This is a genomic window from Bacillus sp. FSL R5-0585 (assembly GCF_038004545.1).
GTDB classification, from domain to species: domain Bacteria; phylum Bacillota; class Bacilli; order Bacillales; family Bacillaceae_G; genus Bacillus_A; species Bacillus_A cereus.
Genome location: NZ_JBBORJ010000001.1, coordinates 3,180,279 through 3,196,358 on the forward strand (window position 1 = coordinate 3,180,279; position 16,080 = coordinate 3,196,358).

The following is a 16,080-nucleotide window of genomic DNA, read 5'->3' on the forward strand; positions in this document are numbered from 1 at the left end:
TGCATAACCATCCATTCCGTTTTATTTTCATGTTACGATATAAATGTAATACGACATATATCGACAAAGATAAAAGGAAGTGATTGTATGAAACGTTCTAAAACATACTTAAAATGTTTAGCATTATCCGCTGTTTTTGCTAGTAGCGCTGTAACTCTTTCAACACCTGCTGCTTACGCTCAAACGACGTCACAAGTTGTAACAGATATCGGGCAAAATGCAAAAACACATACGAGCTATAATACATTTAATAATGATCAAGCTGATAATATGACAATGTCTTTAAAGGTAACTTTTATCGATGACCCGAGCGCTGATAAACAGATTGCCGTTATTAATACAACTGGTAGTTTTCTAAAAGCAAATCCTACTATAAGTGATGCACCTATTGATAACTACCCAATCCCTGGTGCTAGTGCAACATTACGTTATCCTTCACAATATGATGTTGCATTTAACCTTCAAGATAACAGCGCTCGTTTCTTTAACGTAGCACCTACAAATGCTGTAGAAGAAACGACTGTAACATCTAGTGTATCTTATCAACTTGGTGGTTCTGTTAAAGCTTCTGTAACGCCTAATGGCCCTAGCGGTGAGGCTGGTGCAACTGGTCAAGTCACTTGGTCTGACTCTGTAAGCTATAAACAAACTAGTTATAAAACAAATTTAATTGACCAAACAAACAAAAACGTAAAGTGGAACGTATTCTTTAACGGATATAACAATCAAAACTGGGGTATTTACACACGTGACTCCTATCACTCTTTATATGGAAACCAACTGTTCATGTACTCTCGCACATACCTATATGAATCTGATGCAAAAGGTAATTTAATACCGATGGATCAACTTCCAGCATTAACAAATAGCGGTTTCTCTCCTGGTATGATTGCTGTTGTTATCTCTGAAAAAAATACAGATCAATCTAACTTACAGGTCGCTTATACAAAACACGCCGACGACTACCAACTTCGTCCAGGCTACACATTCGGAACTGCAAACTGGGTTGGAAACAACGTAAAAGACGTTGATCAAAAAACATTTAATAAATTGTTCACACTAGATTGGAAGAATAAAAAGTTAGTAGAGAAAAAATAAGTAAAAAAACGAAGGGACTATTTAGACTCTTCGTTTTTTTACTTATTCATAATAAGCTCCCGCGAGTAATACCGTCGCTATGAAATTCCATGATATATTTTTAGGCATCTCTTCACCTTTATTTTGAAAAGCACCATCACAATCATTTAGCCATGCTTCCAATGATTCTAAGTAATCTTCTAACGTTATATTCTCCCACTCATTTTTATTTTCTTTAAAATCTTTTTGAAGATAAAACAGGAATTCTACTAATTTTTCTTTTGAATCTACACCAGTAGCTAGCTCATACATATCCATATTATTACTCCTTTCAAATACAAGTAAAATCCGCTATCTCTTCAACACAAAAACATTCTTTTTTATAAAATGCTATCTTGTTATTAAAGATAGATTTCTTCTTTCCAACTACTGGATTTAGATTGAACTACTATTAGATTTTCACTTTCCCATTTTAATGTACCCAAAAATCTTGCATACACCATTTCATTTCCTACCTCTTCCACCAATAGTTGATCTCGAATCTTTAATCCCTTTTCATCATACACTTCACATCGTAGCTGGAAACCTTTAACACGATGAATTCCTTTTAATATCGCTATCTTCTTACGGCTTGGGCTTTTCTTAGGTGTCTTCCCAACTAAAAATATTCCTTCATAGTTTTGCTTCACAATTTCATCTAAAGATTCCTCTATATACCCTTTAACAACAGATGATGAAAGAGTAGAGTTTTCTTCAAGTCTAGGGACAACATATTGGCGTACTAATTTGCAAAACTCTTTGTATTTCTCTTCAACTGATTCCAGTGTTAAGAAATTCATAAAATCATAAGGAACCAGTATACTAATTTCACCCGATGCCCTATTCACTTTATATGAAACATCAGTGTGCTCCTTAGCTAAACAATAAACAGTAACTTTCTCAATTTCTTTTAATCCCATCTCAAACTCGCTAACTTTCTTTGCGAAAATCAACTCAAAAATCCTAATTTCATGTACAAGCAAATAATGTTTTTTAGGACGTTTTTTTTTCCAATCGTAAAACTTTACTTCAAGCAATATAATTCACTCCTTTAAATTTATCACCATGCATCGGGGACCTATGATACCTTTTAATAATTTATTAAACTGTACTCCTTATTCATTTTACCTTATCTATATTTTTCATATGCTCTACTCACAACGCATGCGGTGACATAACAGCCATAAACACATCACTTCTCTCACCTGGTGCCATATACATTCCTTCTGCATCTAAATATTCAATGGAAAAGGCTGCTAGCTCATACGCCATTTCTTGATCGCATTCAAAAAGTGGATTTATAAAAACCTCACTTCCTGTAATCTTTTGTAAATCTTTCAAACAGTTAGACTTACTTCTTGCATAATCAGCCACATTCTCATTAGCCCAAGACCACATCCAACTGTTACTCTTTCCAGACCAAGACCCTATAAAAACAACACTAAATTCAAGTAATACTTGACCATTTTTTTTAAACTGTAATATACATTGATCTTGATCATACCAATACTCATCAAAGTTATAGATATTATAATCCGAAATGAATTTTTGCTGTTTACTTTCTAATTTGTCATAACACATAACAAGATAATTCTCGAATTGTTCATCCGTCATTGCCAATTATCACACGCTTCCTTCCTTCAAGATCCTGCTACAAACAATATATCTTACTCTCTCAAAACCTATATAAAGTGAAACTTTAATCAGCCCTTACCAATTGGGCTTTTACAGGCAGCCCGCCCCCCACATATCATATACGTTTTTACCACTAAGCTATCTTAATATATACAAAGAAACAAGAGCTTATATAAGCTCTTGTTTCCATAAATAGTTTCTTTACTCAGTCCAATTTATTTTATCACGATAAATAAATTCAATATTACACAAATGCACCCCAACCATCTGTATATCCACCAAACTCTTCACCCAGTTTATTCAATTCCTTTTGCATCTCTACGATATCCTCATAAATTAAGAACATTTCTTTAGAACAAGTACATGTCCAATCTTCAAATTCTTCATTATAATCTAACTCACAATTTAAGCCCAGCGCTTGTACTCTGCCAATTATTTTTTCTCCATTACCTTGATCAGGAATTGCAATAAAGAAATCTACTATATGTTTTTCATTAAAATCTATACCTTGCTTGTATAACATATTTAATACTTGTCCATCTTCATCTTTTGGGAATTTCATTATTTCTCCCCTTTTCTATAGCATATAATAAACCTTCATTTGGAACAAAAAATATTCCATTACTTAAAGTCCTCTTTACCCGTTATTTTTAAGTTTTTTCCATTCTGTATACCTAATATCGATCACTTCTTTTAATTTAAAGTAATTTTCCCAAGTATCTTGCACTTGATATAATGTATCACACTCTAAAAATACATCATCATAATCATCTAAATATAAACCTTTTTCAAAATCAAAATAATCTATTGCAAATTGATTCCCTTCATCATTTAACATGTCATCGCTTAAAACCCCATCCCAGAACATATAAACTTGAGTCCCAGTCATTTTTCTAAGCTTAAATTTATTAATTTCCTCTTCGGTCTCTTCTAAAAATTCATCACTAAATAAATTATTATCAATAATCCAACCTAAGAACATTCCAGTATGTACAAATGCTTGCTCCATCGGTAATTCTTGTGGGAAATCTCCTTCATAATGATATTTAGCTTTATCGTAAATTATTGTTTGGAACAAGATTCTCACTCCTATTTCACATAATATAATTGAGCTCAAATAAATAATTCTTTGATACACTTTTAAAAAAGGTAAGTTGACTAGACTCTGTGGGGTTTTTGCTTCCAAAGGCTAAGTCTATCGCTACTGCTCAAGGTTACATTGCACCATCATCACTCGCAGGCACTATCTCAAACCGGCTAAAATTCGATATGGGCTTTCCAGTATTATAAAACCTGTAAATAAAAACCCCTATAAGTTACATTCGAAGTTTGTATCTAATCATAAAAACGTCAAATGTTTCCTTCTAGGGGCTACTAATATTTATGATTAATAGAAAATCTAGAGTTTAATGTTTTTCTAACCAGAAAAACCAGATATAAACAATTAACCCCACTATAATCACGAAAATGAATAACTAACCTTGTTTATCCTAGATTCATATTAGAAAGAAAGTTTTCAAATAACTCCAATTCAAATTTATCCCTCGTCTTTAAATACTCTCTCTTTTTCTCAATGATTTGTTCTAACATTTCTTCTTTATTTAATAACAAGGCTAATCCAATAGCATTTTGTGCTCGAGTCCCATCAAATATTGTCCCTATTAATCCAGCCTCATCATCATCTCTTACACATAAATCAAATACATTTTCCATATCTACATACTTATCAATATATGGAATGAAATACTGTTTAACCTCTTTTAATATATCTATGGTAACAGGAAAAATATCGGTTTCCTTTTCAACACGCCACCTTTTTTGCTCTCTATAGACTAAATTCCCTAAATCAACTCCAATTGTATAGGTCTCCTTTTTCTCTCTAATTGTTAAACCGTCAGCCCATTGATTTTTCATATTTTCTAATTCGTCAAACCGAATTCCCACATCCACCGTCACATGAAAATCTTCTGGGTGATTGATAAAGGCTAAATGTATACCGATTTTTCCTTTATCAAATTTTTTCACCAGGTCTTGTTGTGTAATCCTAATCTTATAACCGTTTTCTTTTAACTCTTCACCTAGACCTTGCAGTAGCTTTAATTTTAATTCTTTTTTGTTCATATAATTCCTTCCGTTCTCTATTTTGATTTATCCCACGAGGATTAGATACATGTCCTATCCTATATATAAAGAAAAAAGAGCCTATATTCGCTCTTCCTTCATACAAACATTTAATAAATGCATCTTTCTAACCACTAACTTTTCTGATGATATATTAATAGCCTCTAAAAGCAAACTGAATATACATGTATGTACCAACACCATAAATAACAAAAGCAACTATAGTAATTAGCCAATTTTCACTATTTTTTTGTACATACTTCGAGCATGCCCAAATAAGAAGTAAAATAATTAATTGAATTGCAGTCACTTTTGAGACAGCAATTATAGTAGTTTCTGTAACAAATACTACCCATGTCCCGAACAACATCCGAATACAAAAAATAATCGCCCCAATACGTGTTTCAGTATATTGTTTATTTATATTTATAAAAAATATATCTTGCAACATAACAGTTAATGTTAATACAACTACTAAAGCCAAGATAGAAATGAATTCTAAAAATTCTATAAGCACTTTTAGTCTCCCTTTTGACATCATTTTTAATTTTCATTAAAGATTCTTACTATCATGTAACTAGGTCTACAAATACCCTCCTCATTATCTATACAGTTTTCGCATACATAATATGAAAATAACAGCTAAGACCATAAATAATAAGTGCAATCATTGTAATATACCACTTTCCTCTGTACTTCTTTACACACTGCATAAGCCCCCAAAGGAAAAGTAATATAATTGATTGAATCACTAAAATATTTAGCGTCCCTAACAGAGTAGCTGTCATAGGGTAAATGATCCATATACTCACTAATGAACGTATAGCCATGACCGTAGCAAAGATTCTCCTATAATGAGACAGTCTTATACTACCTATGCAGTACTCTTGTAAAAATACGATAGATGCTACTAGCATATTTAAAACCAAAATTAATAAATATTCAAAAAACTCTACCAACTCTAAATTCTCCTTCATAAATTTATTTACGATTTCCTATTGCATCAAAAGTTAACAATTCACTCCGAAATTTTACAAGTTACTTTTTCAAAAATACTAGCTAATATTCCAATAATCATCAAAGAGATTATTATTCATACATTCATTTTATTACTCAAGGACGACCTATTTAACAATCCAATTTTTTAGCGGACTTGAAATAGTCTTGAAATTTATCATCGATGTCCTCATCTTTACTAAAAAAAAGCGTTACATGCGAATCCCAACAAACAATCTCAAGTGTTGCTTGGGGATGCTGAATATTTGGACTTGGTACCCAGAGTTCTTCGTTTCCATTTGCATAGGGTTCTACAAGCAAGTTATTAATATCAATGTTTATAGACTTATCAAAAGCAGATAATACGCCCCAAATAAATTGAGGATTATATTTCTTTACGAGATCTGAGAGATCTTCACCTGCTATCCAAACTATTGGATACGACATTTTAGGATAATCTCGGATAAGTTTCTCTTCCTGATGTGCGACAATCTCCATGTCTGTTATAAGCCAATCAAACTCTTTTTCCCTACCTTGAAATGAGTCAAAAACGGAAGCTAAAACTGTATGTTTAGATCCATGTAAAATGAAGTTCATCCAATCCCTCCAATTAGTAACAATCGATAAGTTAGCCTTCTTGAACTTATTATGTGTAGATAATTAAACAAATACCAATGAATACTGTTACTATACACAATATAATAGTTGTTGCAGTATCTAGCAAAATGCTTACGGCTAAGAAAATTATTGATTTAAGAGCAAAAGAAGGCCCTTTTTCTTTCCATTGCCGATAGATTTGTATCATTGCATAAATTAATGGAATCATACCACCTATAATCAGAATAATCCCTATTATTTTCTCCATGTTTCCTCTCCTTTTAAAGATTCGAATCAATAAATATACTATATAATCATACGCCCTCAGAATATATCCTTATATTTTTAGAGTTATTTTACACATACAAAACTCTCTAATCATAGCTACACTCGTATTAAGCGCATTGTTAAAAGTTATATAATCTTTCATTCTGTAATTAACGGAACTTTCCATCTGCTAAAAACATTGCCATACAGCTTAACATTTTCTAAGGTATTAAATTTCCTAAGATATCAATTAGCTCTTCTAATGCTCTTCCCAAATCGTTTATATTGTCTCGTTCATCAAAACCTTTTTCCATTAATTCATCTACTATAATATCTCTCAATTTATTTATTTTTTCAGTTTCTATCATACTTAAGTCTTCATAAACATTTAACCATAGTAAATGTTTATTTTGTGATTCTAATGTCTGTTTCAATAAAATCTGCATCTCTTTATTTAATTTAAACAACCTTATTTTTTCCTTTCCTTATGTATTTTGAACCTTTAGCAAAAGTTGTAATTACTTTACCTTTTTTATTTAAAACTACTACAGCCTGTTTACTAGTATATTTAGTTCTACCGCACTTTTTCGCCAGTTTTAACAGCATTTAAAATCACCTTAGATGATACTCCTACACCATTACGGCCAATTGATTGATTTATGGCATATTTAAGTATATTCAGTGATTTAACCTGCTACTGTTTTCTTATATTTGTACTTTAATGGCTGCTTTACAGCAAGCTTAGCTACTGGAACAGACCACGCTAAATGAGCATCTGGATCTACCATCATAACCGGATTATTATCCGCATACGTATACCCATTCATTGTAACTGAATCATCCTCATCACCTAGATCAGGATCTACCGATAAAAACACACCATGTTCTGGATTATAGTATCTCGCAATCAGATAATACATCCCAATTTCTTTATCATACATGTATCCCGCATATCCAAATGGATTCTCTGCGGCGATACCTTTCGTATCACTCTTTATTACATTGCCCCACGAATCATATTCATACGTTGCTACAACTTCTCTATTTTGATCTGTCATCGCAACTACATCACCACGAGGGTTGTAGTGATAGACGTTTGTCTTTCTGATTCCACTACCCAAAATCCATTTATACATAAAGAAAGAAGAGCAAATAATAGCTCTTCTTTCCACAAATATTTCTTTACCCAGTCTAATTTAGCATATTATCATAAACAAACTCATTATTAGACAAAAGTCCCCCAACCATCTGTATATCCACCAAACGCATCACTTAGGGTACTCAATTCCTTTTGCATCTCTACAATATCCTCATAAATTAAGAACATTTCTTTAGAACAAGTACATGTCCAATCTTCAAATTCTTCATTATAATCTAATTCACAATTTAAGCCCAGATCTTGTAGTCTGCCAATTATTTTTTCTCCATTACCTTGATCAGGAATTACAATAAAAAAATCTACTATATGTTTTTTATTAAAATCTATCCCTTGCTTGTATAACATATTTAATACTTGTCCATCTTCATCTTTTGGGAATTTCATTATAATCCCTCCTATATACCATTAAAATCCCTATTTTTATGCGAATAATGTCTCTTATCTGTAAAGCTAACAAATTCTATCTCTTCACAGATACTAAGGTCACCATCTACAATATTGCTTCCTACAAAAGAAAAATGCTTTAATCTATCCAAAGATTCTATAAAACTTATTGTAGGCATATCCCCACAACTTAAAAACTTTAGGATCTCTAAAGACTTTAAATATTGAATAACGGAAAAATCTTCGATATTTTTACAAGATTCAATTTCTAAATCATATAATTTTCTACTTCCATATTTTAAATATTCTATCGTTTTTAATGTACGTAAATAATTTAATTTTAACGAATTTAGACTCTCGAAATTTTCCACACCACTAATTGTATCTATTTTAGATTGTGTAATTCTTAATTCCTCTAATTTCCGCAAATTTTTCAATTCATTTAAATCTCTATTTTTAGGGCTGTATTTCCATAAAGAAAGTGATTTTAAATTAACAAGTTCTTGTAAGCCTGTCAACTTTTTATTGCAATACATAGACAAGCTTTCTAAATTTGTTAATTTATTTAACTCTAATTTGTAATTAGACTCAGCTACTGATAAATCCTTAAGATTTTTCAGATCATATATACTCGAAATATCTTTTAAATAGATGCTATCTAACGATAGGTGAATAATATTTTTACAATCCTTCAAAAAATTTAAATCTTCCATTTCATAATACATATCATTTATTTGTACTCCAAAAACATTAGATGTATTTATATATTCTATACACTCCTTTAAATTTTTTTGAGATACCAGCACTGTTTCACCATATATGTCTTCTCTTACATAAAAACCATTAATATATTTCATATATTATTCCTCAATATCATTTTTATTTAATATATTTTTCAAACAAATTAATAAACTTCATAAAAGCGAGCTGAAACAACCCGCTTTTATAGTTATACAAATTCAAAATTTAATTTTCAAACCCTATCTTCTTCTATTCTTTTGTTGGTAATATTTTTTCTTACCAGGACTATTTATTTTATTATATAACATTTTATTATTTGGGAAATTATTTTTCCTCATTATATGATACTCTCTTATAAATGCACTATCACTATTTTTTGCTGGTTTCCATGCAATAGAAACTGGTTTGGTACCATATGCTTTGTGTTTGTCTTTTGCTGACTGTTGAGCCCTCGCTCTAGTTCCCTTTCCAATATACCTATATCCCTTTTCGAAATCAATAACATACGTCCCTGGTTTTTTCTTTATGTTATTAAGTCTTTTTACATTTTCTTTATCTATACGCATTGCTTTTCTTGCTGCTTTAAATACTTTAAGCTTTGGACCACCTATTGCACCTTTAGCCGCAGCCATAGCAATTCCCTTTGCGCCTTTTCCTGCTTTATATGCACCATATCCATCGTAAATTGCAAAACCAGCATTAATTATTAACGTTGGTGAATGACCATCTGGATCCGTCATCATCGATGGATTATTATCCGCGTACGTATAACCATTCTGTGTAACCGGATCGTCATCATCACCTGGGTCAGGATCTATCGATACGAACACACCATGGTCTGGATTGTAATAACGTGCCATCAGATAATACATTCCAATTTCTTTATCATACATGTATCCTGCATATCCAAATGGATTATCTGCTGCAATACCTTTTGTATCACTCTTTAATACATTACCCCATGCATCGTATTCATATGTTGCTACAACTTCTCTGTTTTGATCTGTCATCGCAACCACATCACCACGAGGATTATAGTGATAGTATAACGTTTGTCCTTTTGACTTCATTGCCAAACGTGAACCGTCTACAGAGTATACATATTGACGAAGAACATTGCCATTTCCGTCTGTCTCATATAATGGACTAATACTATCTCCATTATAAAAGTAGCGTGTTACTTGACCATTTACACTCTTTTCAATACGACGATTATCGTCATCATATTTATAAGTTGCGAATGCATTGCTCTCACCTTGTTTTGTGATGGCTACAAGTTGGTCATCTTCGTTCCATGTATACTTGTACTTTCCATCAGATGTACGATTTCCATTCGCATCATATGTTAATGATTCATTTCCGAATTTGACAAGCTGATTTCCTTCATTGAATGTTGCCGCTATAGATTTTGTTTCTTTTCCATTCTCTACAACTTTCACACTTGTACGGTTTCCAAATCCATCATATGTGTATGATTTAGTTGTTCCGTTTGGTAATGCCTCGTTTAATAGTTGGTTAATCGGGTCATATACAAAGTTTGTTTCCGTTACTTTTCCGCCCGCACCTTCATGTTTAATCTTCGTACGGTTACCTGCTTGATCATATTCATATCGTTCAGAAAGAAGAATACTGTTTGATGTACCGACTACTAAATCTTTAATTTTGTTCGCATGATCATAGTTGAAGGTAGAACCTGAACCATTACCAGCTGTGTACGTACGAACATTTCCTTGATCATCATAATCAAATCGATACGTTTGCGAACCGTCTGTCACACGTATGTTTTGATCTAACGTGTTGTAGTCATACGATACTTTATTTGTGTATCCACCTTGCGTTACTGTTTGTTCTTTTAATTTTTCTGTCTTACTGTTTGCTTTGTCGTGATATGCCCAGTCAACTTTTCCGCCTCGGCTATCTGTTGCACTTGTAACGCGGTCAGCCTTGTCGTATGTTTTCGTGCGTTCTACACCATTGACAAGATCTTTTACTTTCGTAACTTGTCCATTTTGATCACGTTCAAATGTAAATGAATCTTTTCCGTTGCGCTTTTCACCAACGACACGATCTGCTGTATCATATACAGATTCTAGAATAGAGCCGTTTGGCATTTTTGTTTTAATCTTGTTTGCATTTTCATCGTACGTATTTTCAATACGACGGTTTAACGCATCGATATATACTGTATTTTTATTATCTACATCATATTCATATTTGTGTGTTTGTGTTTTCCCACCAAACATGACAGATTTTTCTGTTGTGTTTCCATTATGATCATAACGATAATTTACAGAGGTACCATTTTTTAATGTAACCTTTGTTAATAGATTATCTTTGTTGTAATCATATAATTTTGTATTTCCTTTTTCATCGGTTTCACTCTTTTTATTTCCTGATGCATCGTATGTGAATGTATTTTTCTGTCCTTCTTCATCATACATAGCAACAACATTTCCATCGTTGTCGTACTCATTTTTTATAAGAGCGTTTCCTTCTAATAGGCGTATATCATCAAACCAAACTTTCCCTTTATTCTCTCTTCTAAAGAGCATATAAACTTCCATACGTTTAATTGGTTTAGTGGCAGGGATTACAACCGCACTACGATTCCAATCATTTGTCCCACTTGGGAATTTCGCTTGGAAATTTTCCCCACTACCATCTTGATAATGTACATCTGCCCAAATAGAGTAATCTCGAGAGAGTTTATCTGGTGCAGTATTTTCTACATTTACTGATTTAGACATTCCTGTTAGCGTAATTGGTTCTGCTTTTTTCTGATTTATAGTGATATGCTTGCCATATCCTACATCTGAACCACCATATTGGCTACGCTCTAATACAATAGATGAATGTCCCGTAAAGCTCTCTTGCTGAGAAACATCTTTCGGATCACAGCTTGTTCCATCTCCTCTAATCCAACCTGGCATACAGCCATTTCCCGCCATATTTTCTAAACTACTATTTTCAATTGGGTTAAAGCTAGAAGAAACTTCACCTTTTTCTAGTTGAATCTTATCAAACCAGACTGAACCACTCGTAGCAGAACCGCCATTTTCTACTTGTAAATAGATTTTTACTTTTCTCGTTTGTTCTGTTGTTTTAAAAGTAACTTGACGGTTAACCCAATCCCTCGTTCCTTGAACTTTATTGTGACGAGTATCATGCCATCCACCATCTACACCAGCACCGTTTTCATTTAATAACTGTACATTGAAGAAAGCGGCACCATTGGCTAAATCCGTTTTCATCATACCACTTAACGTATACGTTGTATTTGGTTCTAACGTTACTTCTTGAATTGCAGCAATATAGCCCCAATCATTATTCGTTGCTTTTGTTGAAATTTTAAGTGATGATTCTCCGCCCAGACCACCTGGTGCTGATGTTGCATCTTTTGTAATAGATCCGGAATTATTCACATTTACTGGTACCCATTTTTCCGTACCATTCATTTCAAAGCTTGGATTTTGAATCAGGTTTTCTCCTGTTCCCAGCTCTCTAGTTGTCGCAATTGGATTTCCAAACTGATCATACTGCATGAAAGATGATGTATTTGCTGCTTGGTCTGTTTCAGATACTTCTGTATTTGCAGCCTTATAAGCAACTGTTGTTTCACGATTCTCATTATCTGTCGCTTTTATAAGCCCGTTGTCTTTATTGTACTCAAACTTTTCTGTTCCCATTTCATCAGTAACAGAAGTTACGTTCCCATTACCATCATAGGTCGCTGTTTCTGTTTGATTTTTAGGAGTTGTTGTTTTTACTAGGTTATTTGCATTATATTCATATGTTGTTGTTAAATTTAGACGTCCGGAATCTTCAACTGTTTTGACTGGGTTTCCAGCATCGTTATACGTATAAACAGTTTTACGTCCTTTAGGATTCGTTAACGTAACTTCTTTCGCATCTGTATTATATGCTAATGTCGTAGCTTTCCCTAATGGGTCCGTTACTTTTACTAATCTATCATTCTCATATGCATACGATGTTTTATATGGTTTTGCATCTGTATGTTGTGGGTCATAAATAGATGTCAGTACCCCATTATCATATCCATATTTGTATACTTTTCCTTCTGGAGTTGTAGAAGAAACGAGTAGATCTCCATCATATTTAAATGTAATCGTTTTGCTATCTGGGCCGATTACTCTTGCTGCTTTTTTATTATTTCCATCATATTGTACGACTAATTCTTTGCCAGAAGCATTTTTCACTTTTGATAAACGTGATTCACCATCATACTCATATGTCGTCGTATTTCCGTATTTATCTTTTGTATACTGGATACGACCTTGTGCATCTCCAGATTTATAGAAAGTAACCGTTTGGTCTTTATCTTTTATTTCATATCCGCCTGATACTTGTTTAATTTCTAAATATATACCAGTAGGGGCTTGATACGTATTATCTCCCGTTCTAGTAAAAGTAATATTTGCGCCATCGGCAGAAATTAATAGTAAGTTTCCATTTCCTTCAGCCAAAATTCTTTCTTCTAATCCACTAGACCAACCTGTACCAAATAAACCTACTTTTTTACTTTGGCTATTATACGTTCTTTCCACTGATACATCCGGTCCGCGCCCTGATAACGTAATATCTTTTTCACTCATGATAAAGTTACCATTTGTAGCATTTACTTTACCATTTAGTACCGGAACTGATGCCCAGTAATCAAACATCCCTATAAACCCAAAGTCTTGAGCAAATTTAGGTACAAACTCATGCGAAATTTCACTTTCAGCATGTCCGGCTTTACTATACGCTGTTACACGGAACCAATAATTTTTAAAGCCAGCATAAATTCCGCCAGAATTCTTATACACAGGTGATGGATCAACTGCTAATTCTGCACCTTTTTTATCATGATGAAGTAAATATTGGCCTTTTGCAATTTCATCTTTCGTTGGCCAAATTTTCTCATTTTGCGTTGTCCAATTTGTTTTATTCCCTACATCGAACGCTTCGTAATCTTTTCCGTTATAAATCCAAACTTTATAGCCTGCAGCCGCTGGAACTGCATCCCACTTTAATGTGACATATCCTGTTTCCTTATCTGTCGCATTAATATAGGCTGACCCGTCTGGCTTTTTCACTTGTTCTAATGGAATAAATGGAACTATTTCATCTGAAAGTGGACTATCCCCAAACGGATACTCTGCTACAATACGAATCCAGTAGCTACTTCTTCCGCTATAATCCCCGTACGGACCTCCTGACTCGTAAGCATTTTTATATATTTGTCCTGGGTTAGTAGGCGCTTCTGCACCTTTTCCATCATCATGTATCCAGTAACGCCCTTGTGCAATTTCTTCTGGCGTCGGGAATATTTTTTTATCTTTCGTCGTCCAGCTTGTCACATTCCCAACAGGAATATATTCATAGTCATATCCATTAAAAATGGCAACTTTATAACCTGTTGCTCCTGGAACTGCGTCCCATTGTACATTGAAGTGACCTGAACCACTCCCACTCCCATTTGAGTAAGCTTGTACTCTTGGCTTATTCGGTTTTGCGTAGGAATATTTCACTTCCAAGAATGGTGCATTCGTTCCATTTTCAGCTGCAATGAATTTCTTCCAATGGTTTTGACCATTACCATTTGCATGTAGCTTAAAGCCATTGTTTGGTCTCGCGCCTTCTACCCATGCTTTCACTGTATTCGTTACATTGAACTGGGCCCATTTTCCGCGGCCCACATCAGCGTGTGCAATGTTGTTAGAACCTGGTTTGTTATTCCAGTTTACACTTCCAACATTCCATCCACTTGTTACTTCATCTAACCAAACACCATTTGGTTGATTCGCATAATAATGCCAAACTGCATAGGCATGGAATGTTGCACTTTCAATCTTTGCACCCTTTAAGTTTGAAACATCTGGTTTAATAAATGAAAAATTAGTTCCAGATGCTCCATCATAATATCCAACTTTTAACGTATAAGCATTTTGACCTGAATCCCAAAGTTTTCCCCCTGAATAATTGACAGTTGGATACGCACTTGAAGCGTAAGCATTTTCAAAATTATCCAATTCAATTGAAGGATCTACATATACCGGATATTTTCGCTCTGGTGCTTGTAGCCACTGCGGGTCTGCAGTAACAGTTAATGTATATGTTTTTTCATCTTTCTTCTCAATATTGTAGCGAACCGCATCTGACGTTACAGCCTCACCTGATTGCTGATCCACATTGGAATCATTCATATATGGTTTCGGCAATGTGAATACTTTTTCTTTTTTCTCATCTTGGAAGTCGATTGAACCATCTTCCTGTAAGCTAGGTGTTAAATCTGTTTCTAATGCAAATGTAAAAATGTGGTGTCCTGTATACTCACGTAATACAAAATCTTCTTTTACATTTTCATTGAATGTCGTACTCTTTAAATCAATATTTGGGAAGACCCCTTTATACCATACTGTATTATTTTCATGTGTTGCGGTTACTGGTGATGGCTTCATTTCACCTTTTTCACCATTTGCACTTATTAGTTTATACTGAATCGTATGATCTTTTACTTTAAATTGAACGTACTTTCCATCTTGTGTCGCTTTCTCGAACTCTGGTTCTAATGTTGTATTTTCCGTTACAATTTTTTCATTTGGTGCTTCTACTAATTTTGGCGAAACCTCTTCTAGCTTTCCATCTTTCTCTGCATGAATCGGTTCCGTATATACCCTCTTTGTAAAAGTACCATCATTGTTATCAAAAACCTTTTCGGTTTCCGTTCTTTCTTCTACAATCTCAGTCGGACTCGCCTGTGTTTTAGCCTTATCCTTCTTTAATTGATCTGGATGTGGAGCTGGTAATTCCTGCTCCTCTTTCTTTTCCACTTCTGGAGTTTGTTCTGAATTTGGAGATGGTGTAAACGGTGGTGCCGTTTCTGCCAACCCATTCAGTGGTATAGAAGTAACAATTAATGCAACTACGATAAGTTGGATTAAATACTGATACCACTTTCTTTGTTTCTTACCTTCCATAAACTCACCTCACTGAAATATTTTTAACATATATAATGTTACATATCACAATTTATATAAACTAAAGAGTAAAGTAAATACAGT

15 protein-coding genes and 1 pseudogene are annotated in these 16,080 nt (G+C 33.6%); 1 reads left to right on the plus strand and 15 read right to left on the minus strand.

The features are described 5' to 3' along the window. The first annotated feature begins 87 nt into the window (after positions 1-87). Positions 88-1,098 (plus strand): beta-channel forming cytolysin CytK2, encoded by a 1,011-nt coding sequence (gene cytK2, locus MKY38_RS16350; protein WP_000830629.1) that lies wholly within the window; start codon positions 88-90, stop codon positions 1,096-1,098. 42 nt (positions 1,099-1,140) lie between these two features. Here cytK2 and MKY38_RS16355 read toward each other — a convergent pair whose 3' ends face one another. From MKY38_RS16355 to MKY38_RS16425, 15 genes and pseudogenes are all read right to left on the minus strand, one after another. Beyond that, entirely contained in the window at positions 1,141-1,395 is a 255-nt protein-coding gene (locus MKY38_RS16355) for a DUF7660 family protein (RefSeq protein ID WP_070179937.1), read from the minus strand. Positions 1,396-1,478: 83 nt separating this feature from the next. Further along, the gene (locus tag MKY38_RS16360; protein ID WP_341049165.1) at positions 1,479-2,153 is read right to left on the minus strand and encodes a hypothetical protein; all 675 of its coding nucleotides are present in this window, start codon (positions 2,151-2,153) and stop codon (positions 1,479-1,481) included. Positions 2,154-2,271: 118 nt separating this feature from the next. Further along, a complete protein-coding gene (locus tag MKY38_RS16365; RefSeq protein ID WP_341049166.1) occupies positions 2,272-2,736 on the minus strand; it encodes a DUF6882 domain-containing protein in 465 nt (154 codons plus the stop codon). Between the two features lie 259 nt (positions 2,737-2,995). After that, positions 2,996-3,313 (minus strand): ribonuclease E inhibitor RraB, encoded by a 318-nt coding sequence (locus MKY38_RS16370; protein WP_151629374.1) that lies wholly within the window; start codon positions 3,311-3,313, stop codon positions 2,996-2,998. 75 nt (positions 3,314-3,388) lie between these two features. Further along, a complete protein-coding gene (locus MKY38_RS16375; RefSeq protein WP_000487868.1) occupies positions 3,389-3,829 on the minus strand; it encodes a DUF7832 domain-containing protein in 441 nt (146 codons plus the stop codon). A gap of 407 nt (positions 3,830-4,236) precedes the next feature. Then, on the minus strand, positions 4,237-4,872 hold the full coding sequence (locus MKY38_RS16380; RefSeq protein ID WP_098954974.1) for a hypothetical protein: 636 nt from the start codon (positions 4,870-4,872) through the stop codon (positions 4,237-4,239). A 154-nt stretch (positions 4,873-5,026) separates the two neighbouring features. Further along, entirely contained in the window at positions 5,027-5,389 is a 363-nt protein-coding gene (locus tag MKY38_RS16385; RefSeq protein ID WP_341049167.1) for a hypothetical protein, read from the minus strand. Between the two features lie 88 nt (positions 5,390-5,477). Further along, complete coding sequence (locus MKY38_RS16390; RefSeq protein ID WP_000229075.1) at positions 5,478-5,831, minus strand: hypothetical protein; 354 nt, start codon at positions 5,829-5,831, stop codon at positions 5,478-5,480. Between the two features lie 169 nt (positions 5,832-6,000). Continuing rightward, positions 6,001-6,465: a hypothetical protein gene (locus tag MKY38_RS16395; RefSeq protein ID WP_341049168.1), complete on the minus strand. Its 465-nt coding sequence runs from the start codon at positions 6,463-6,465 to the stop codon at positions 6,001-6,003. A 49-nt stretch (positions 6,466-6,514) separates the two neighbouring features. After that, positions 6,515-6,733: a hypothetical protein gene (locus MKY38_RS16400; RefSeq protein WP_000411162.1), complete on the minus strand. Its 219-nt coding sequence runs from the start codon at positions 6,731-6,733 to the stop codon at positions 6,515-6,517. Positions 6,734-6,953: 220 nt separating this feature from the next. After that, a complete protein-coding gene (locus MKY38_RS16405) occupies positions 6,954-7,199 on the minus strand; it encodes a hypothetical protein (protein WP_000475564.1) in 246 nt (81 codons plus the stop codon). Continuing rightward, positions 7,192-7,868 (minus strand): annotated as a pseudogene (locus MKY38_RS16410) (RHS repeat domain-containing protein). The gene MKY38_RS16405 and the pseudogene MKY38_RS16410 overlap by 8 nt, the downstream one beginning before the upstream one ends. Before the next feature lie 89 nt (positions 7,869-7,957). After that, positions 7,958-8,275, minus strand: coding sequence for a ribonuclease E inhibitor RraB (locus MKY38_RS16415; RefSeq protein ID WP_341049169.1), 318 nt, complete (start codon positions 8,273-8,275; stop codon positions 7,958-7,960). 11 nt (positions 8,276-8,286) lie between these two features. Next, entirely contained in the window at positions 8,287-9,132 is an 846-nt protein-coding gene (locus MKY38_RS16420) for a hypothetical protein (protein WP_016117396.1), read from the minus strand. Positions 9,133-9,255: 123 nt separating this feature from the next. Beyond that, on the minus strand, positions 9,256-15,996 hold the full coding sequence (locus MKY38_RS16425; protein WP_114555790.1) for a DNRLRE domain-containing protein: 6,741 nt from the start codon (positions 15,994-15,996) through the stop codon (positions 9,256-9,258). Between the last annotated feature and the right edge of the window lie 84 nt (positions 15,997-16,080).